The sequence below is a fragment of the Neisseria sp. HMSC065D04 genome, from assembly GCF_001815675.1.
Taxonomy (GTDB): Bacteria; Pseudomonadota; Gammaproteobacteria; order Burkholderiales; family Neisseriaceae; genus Neisseria.
The window spans coordinates 186,602-191,122 of sequence record NZ_KV821518.1 but is presented as its reverse complement, the minus strand read 5'-3'; the positions used below and the strand labels follow the sequence as shown (position 1 = coordinate 191,122).

The window sequence follows — 4,521 nt, the reverse complement described above, 5'->3', positions numbered from 1 at the left end:
ACCGATTCACTTGGTGCTTCAGCACCTTAGAGAAGCGTTCTCTTTGAACTAAGGCGAGGCAACATCGTACTGGTTTAAAGTTAATCCACTATAAACAGTTATTTTGAAATGAAACCCTACATTAAGCCCATAACCGCTGTCCGTCAGATTTTCAAACAGGCAAACCAGTCAAAATCAGGCACTTTAACAGTTACTAACGGCTGCAATACTTGAGAACAGGGCATATTTTTATTATGATATGTCCCAATAAAACAACAACCCGATATAAAGGTCATCCAATCATGTTGAAAAAAACCGCATTTTACGCAGGGTCGGCAGCCCTCGCCCTCATACTCAGCGCATGCGCCAGCCAACAACCTGCGCCCGTCGTCGTAGGCAATTCCGGCAGCAATTCCGGTTCTGCAAATACAGCCTCCAACAATCCATATGGTGCAGCGCCTTACGAAACCAATGCGGCCAACAACGACGCCCCTTATACCCCTCCCGCCTCTACTCCTCCTACCAACAGCAGCTACCCTTCCGGCCCTACCGGCTCTTACACACCTTCTTACGCGCCGGTGGACATCAATGCTGCAACACACACCGTAGTGCGCGGCGATACCGTTTATAACATTTCCAAACGTTACCAAATTACCCAAGACAACCTCCGTGCATGGAACGGCTTGGCAGACAACACCATCAGCGTCGGACAAACCCTCCGCGTCAAACCGAACGGCTACAGCGCCCCAGCTGCTACTGCGTCCGTTCCGACACCTCCTCCGACACACACTGCCTCTCCCAAACCTACTCCTGCACCGCTTAACACCCCGACCGTTTCCACAGGCGGTACCCGCACAGTCAGCGGCATCACATGGCAACGTCCGACCGTCGGCAACGTCATCAGCAACTTCGGCGGCAGCAACAAAGGTGTAGATATCGGCGGTACAGCCGGTCAACCCGTCGTTGCCGCTGCTGACGGCAAAGTCGTCTATGCCGGCTCAGGATTGCGCGGTTACGGCAACCTGGTCATCATCCAACACAACTCATCTTATCTGAGCGCATACGGTCACAACCAACGCTTGCTGGTCAACGAAGGACAACAAGTCAAACGCGGCCAAACCATCGCAAACATGGGTAATACAGACGCCAGCCGTACACAACTGCATTTTGAAGTGCGCCAAAACGGCAAACCGGTCAACCCTGCAAACTACGTTGCATTTTAAAATCAATGCCATACAAAACCGCCCAAATTGGGCGGTTTTTATTTTCAAATATAGTGGATTAACTTTAAACCAGGACGGCGTTACCTCGCCTAACTTTAAACCAGTACGGCGTTGCCTCGCCTTGCCGTACTATCTGTACTGTATCTGCGGCTTCCGCCTTGTCCTGATTTAAATTTAATCCACTATACAAAAGCCAACCGCCCCAATTCACAACAATATTGACTTATATTGAATTTCTCCCGCCGATACACCCGTACAATCAAACTTATTGCCGTCTCCAGTATTTTTCAGACGACCCTCAAGACATTTCCGTCTTTTGAAATCTTTCTCAAAGCTTTTCTTTTCAAGGAGTCATCATGCAACAATACACCCTAGATCCCAAAGCCTTGCTCGGCGGCGTTATCCATAGCGATATCGACCAAGAAATCGTTCAACTCTCCCTGCAAAAGGATAATGAAATCCCCGACTATCAAGCCGATGCCATTATTCTCCTGCTGGTACTCAACGGCAGCGCCAAAATCATCACCCAAACCGAAACCCTCTCCACGCAAGGACTTCAAGTCGTCCGCCTTGAGCCCAACGAAACCCACAGCATACGCGCCCTAGAAGACCACACTAACATACTGGTCATCAAGCAGCTTACTTACGCTTCCGGCCTGAATAAAAAACTGCGTTTCGGCAAATGTTGCCTATAAAGGAAAGAGGTCGTCTGAAAGCCAAAAAAATGGTTTTCAGACGACCTCTTCAACATTCAATCTAATTGCTGTTCAAAAAGAACGATAAATCAAAGTCTCAACACAAGACAACGTATAGTGGATTAACTCTAAATCAGGACAAGGCGACGAAGCCGCAGACAGTACAGATAGTACGGAACCGATTCACTTGGTACTTCAGCACCTTAGAGAATCGTTCTCTTTGAGCTAAGGCGAGGCAATGCCGTACTGGTTTAAAGTTAATCCACTATAATTCCACATTCCTGCCCCCTACTTTGTTTATCCGCATTCAGTAAAAAAGGTCGTCTGAAATTTTTCAGACGACCTTTTATCAATCAAAATAGGCTCAACGATTATTCAGGCGCTTTTTCTTCGCGCGCAGGAGCTTCGGTCAATGCTTTGATAGACAGACGCACACGGCCGCGGTCGTCCACTTCCAATGCTTTCACATTCACAACCTGACCGACTTGCAGATAGTCGCTGACGTTGCGTACGCGCTCGTGGGCGATTTGGCTGATGTGTACCAAACCGTCTTTGCCCGGCATCACGCTGACGATGGCGCCGACGTTGTTGTCGAGGATTTTAACCACAGTACCTTCGTACACTTTGCCCACTTCCACTTCGGCAGTGATTTCTTCGATGCGTTTTTTCGCAGCATCGCCGGCTTCTTGAGTGGTTGCGGCAATAGTGATGGTGCCGTCTTCCGCGATATTGATTTCAGTACCGGTTTCAGCGGTAATCGCACGGATGGTTTCACCGCCTTTGCCAATGACTTCACGGATTTTGTCTTGGTTGATTTTCATGGTGAACAGGCGCGGAGCGTGAGCGGATAGCTCTTGCGGACCTGCCACGGCGGCTTTCATCTGTTCCAAGATGTGCAGACGCGCGTCTTTGGCTTGCGCTAAAGCAATCTGCATGATTTCTTTGGTAATGCCTTGGATTTTGATGTCCATTTGCAGTGCAGTCACGCCTTCGGTCGTACCGGCAACTTTGAAGTCCATGTCGCCCAAGTGGTCTTCATCACCCAAGATGTCGGTCAATACGGCGAATTTGTTGTTGTCCAAAATCAGACCCATTGCAATACCGGCAACGTGTGCTTTCAAAGGCACACCGGCAGACAGTAGGCTCAAGCAGCCGCCGCAGACAGAAGCCATAGAAGACGAACCATTAGACTCGGTAATTTCGGAAACAACACGCATGGTGTAGCTGAATTCTTCAGGAGACGGCAATACGGCAACCAGTGCGCGTTTTGCCAAACGGCCATGTCCGATTTCACGGCGTTTCGGTGCGCCGACGCGACCCACTTCGCCGGTAGAATACGGCGGGAAGTTGTAATGCAGCATAAAGCGGTCGGTGTATTCGCCAGAAAGCGCATCAATAATTTGTTCGTCGCGCGAAGTACCCAAAGTCGCTACGGCAAGGGCTTGGGTTTCGCCGCGGGTAAACAGGGCAGAACCGTGTGTACGCGGCAATACGCCGGTTTGGATGTTCAGCGGACGGACAGTACGGGTATCGCGACCATCGATACGCGGCTGACCTTCCAAAATTTGGGTGCGGACAACGTCGGCTTCCAAATGTTTGAAAATACCCTTGATTTCGTTGGCAGCCAAAGTATCGGTTTCTTCCGTAATCAGTGCATCTTTTACTGCATTCCAAGCCTCGTCCAATTTAGCGGAACGCGCTTGTTTTTGACGGATTTTGAACGCTTCTTTAATGGCTTCGCCTGCGATTTCGCGCACTTTGGCAACCAATTCTTCATTGGTTTCAGGTGCTTTCCAATCCCATACTTCAGGATTTACTTCATCGGCGAACTCGTTGATGGCGTTAATCGCTACCTGCATTTGGTCGTGGCCGTAAACTACGGCACCCAACATCACGTCTTCAGGCAGGATTTTAGCTTCGGATTCCACCATCAAAACGGCTTTGGATGTACCCGCAACCACCAAGTCCAGCTTAGATTTAGCCAATTCGGCTTTGGTCGGGTTCAATACGTACACACCATTTACATAACCTACGCGTGCGGCACCAATCGGACCGGCAAACGGTACGCCGCTCAACACCAGCGCAGCAGACGCGCCCAGCATTGCAGGAATGTCAGAATCGATTTCAGGGTCAACAGACACGACCATCGCTACGATTTGGATGTCATGGTAGAAACCTTCTGGGAACAGAGGACGAATCGGACGGTCAATCAGACGGCTGGTCAGGATTTCTTTTTCGCTTTGTTTGCCTTCGCGTTTGAAGAAACCGCCGGGGATTTTACCTGCTGCGTAAGTACGCTCGAGGTAATCGACAGTCAGAGGGAAGAAGTCTTGGCCTTCTTTCACTTCTTTGTTGGTGGTAACGGCAACCAAAACAACGGTATCGCCCATGGATACTTTAACGGCAGCGGCGGCTTGGCGCGCAATTTCGCCGGTTTCCAAAGTAACGGTGTGATTGCCATATTGGAAGGTTTTAACGTGTTTATCGAACATTTCGTTCCTTTCAGAATGCCGCACGCTAAAACACTAATAATGCACACTAAAAGTGAGAATGTGCATAGTTAGGGTTTCAGGTGTGCGGCGGTTGGTAAAAACTATAGTGGATTAAATTTAAATCAGGACAAG

3 protein-coding genes are annotated in these 4,521 nt (G+C 49.4%); 2 read left to right on the top strand and 1 reads right to left on the bottom strand.

Going from position 1 to position 4,521, the window contains the following annotated elements; translation table 11 throughout:
• The first annotated feature begins 281 nt into the window (after positions 1–281).
• Positions 282–1,202 (top strand): peptidoglycan DD-metalloendopeptidase family protein, encoded by a 921-nt coding sequence (locus tag HMPREF3050_RS07605; RefSeq protein WP_070774332.1) that lies wholly within the window; start codon positions 282–284, stop codon positions 1,200–1,202.
• A 356-nt stretch (positions 1,203–1,558) separates the two neighbouring features.
• Positions 1,559–1,897 carry a cupin domain-containing protein gene (locus HMPREF3050_RS07600; RefSeq protein WP_003757360.1) on the top strand — a complete coding sequence of 113 codons (339 nt, stop codon included), beginning with the start codon at positions 1,559–1,561 and terminating at the stop codon, positions 1,895–1,897.
• A gap of 371 nt (positions 1,898–2,268) precedes the next feature.
• On the opposite strand, the gene pnp is transcribed toward HMPREF3050_RS07600, so the two are convergent.
• Entirely contained in the window at positions 2,269–4,389 is a 2,121-nt protein-coding gene (pnp, locus tag HMPREF3050_RS07595; RefSeq protein ID WP_003757358.1) for a polyribonucleotide nucleotidyltransferase, read from the bottom strand.
• Positions 4,390–4,521 lie beyond the last annotated feature (132 nt).

What these genes read in the sequence shown, in the direction of transcription:
- HMPREF3050_RS07605 (WP_070774332.1), top strand. Translation starts at nt 282, where the DNA reads ATGTTGAAAAAAACCGCATTTTACGCAGGGTCGGCAGCCCTCGCCCTC.
- HMPREF3050_RS07600 (WP_003757360.1), top strand. Translation starts at nt 1,559, where the DNA reads ATGCAACAATACACCCTAGATCCCAAAGCCTTGCTCGGCGGCGTTATC.
- pnp (WP_003757358.1), bottom strand. Translation starts at nt 4,389, where the DNA reads ATGTTCGATAAACACGTTAAAACCTTCCAATATGGCAATCACACCGTT.